We start from the raw sequence: 1,072 nt of genomic DNA, 5'->3' as shown, positions 1-1,072 counted from the left end.
CTTGCGGGCCGGGGCCGCGGGCGCCGCGGGCTCTGCGTCCGCCTCGGGCGCCTCGGCCGGCTGCGCCGCCACGGTCGTCGCCGCCCGGGTCTTCGTCGCCGCGGCGGTGCGCTTGGCGCGCTTCGCGACGGGCTGGGGGTCGTCCACGACGACGGACACGGACGCCTCGTCCAGGGCGCGCAGCACCGACTTCATGCGGGACATGGGCACCTCGGCGCTCTCGCAGGCGGTGCGGAGGCTGCTGGCCGTCACGCTGCCGGAGGCGCGCCCGGAGCTGAGGAGCTCCTGGAGCTGCGGGTGGGAGAACTCGGCGGGGAGCTGCTGGGCGGTGCTGGGGCTGGGGACCGACGACACGGACTGCCTTTCGTCGAGGTGGACGAGCGGGGCGGCGGGACCGCCGGCGGGTGGGACGGCGGCGACGCCCGGGAGAAGGCGGGGACGGGATGACGAGGTGGTCAACGAGCACCCGCCCCGATCCATGCCCCGGTGGGCGCGTCGTTTTCGGGCATGGCGAGACAGGTCGTTCGCAAGTCCCCATCGTCGCACAGCGCGCGCGGTGCTCGGGGCCGGCCGGGGGCACCGGGGCCCGCGGTCACGGGACGTCGCCCCGGAGCGCGTCCGGGGCCGGAGGCCGTGCCCGTCGGGGCCCGCGCGTCGCGGAGGGTGGTCGCCGCCCGTCCGGGCGGAGGACCCCTCAGGAGGGCTTGACCGCCAGGACGGGGCAGGGGGCGTCGAAGAGGATGCGCTGGGCGCCCGAGCCGAGGATGAGCTTGCCCACCGGGGTCCGCCGGCGCAGGCCGATGACGACGACGTCGGCGCCGGCGTCGGTCGCGACGGCCAGCAGGTCGGCGGAGGGCTCGGCGCCGGGCGTCAGCGGGCGCAGCTCGTACGCGGGCGCGCCGGCGTCCGCGCCGAGCACCTCCTCCACCTCGGGGCGCAGGGCCTCGAGGGCCGCCGTGCTCGTCGCGCGCGGGTCCGGGTCGTCGGGGTCGGCGCGCCGGTTGTCGACGACGACGACGCGCGACCCGCGGCGGACCGCCTCGGCCAGGCCCGCGGCGAGGGCGGCGCGGCC

General features: G+C 78.8%; 1 protein-coding gene and 1 pseudogene. Both read right to left on the bottom strand.

Annotated features, from left to right (window positions below):
* Positions 1-354, bottom strand: a pseudogene (locus HLB09_RS17475) (RNA polymerase sigma factor); the annotation flags it as partial.
* Between the two features lie 340 nt (positions 355-694).
* The coding region (locus HLB09_RS17470) for a universal stress protein (RefSeq protein WP_171204541.1) at positions 695-1,072 on the bottom strand (378 nt) is incomplete at its 5' end.

The sequence above is a fragment of the Pseudokineococcus marinus genome, from assembly GCF_013004605.1.
Taxonomy (GTDB): Bacteria; Actinomycetota; Actinomycetes; order Actinomycetales; family Quadrisphaeraceae; genus Pseudokineococcus; species Pseudokineococcus marinus.
The sequence above is the reverse complement of the archived record's forward strand: the minus strand, read 5'-3'. Positions and strand labels throughout refer to the sequence as shown.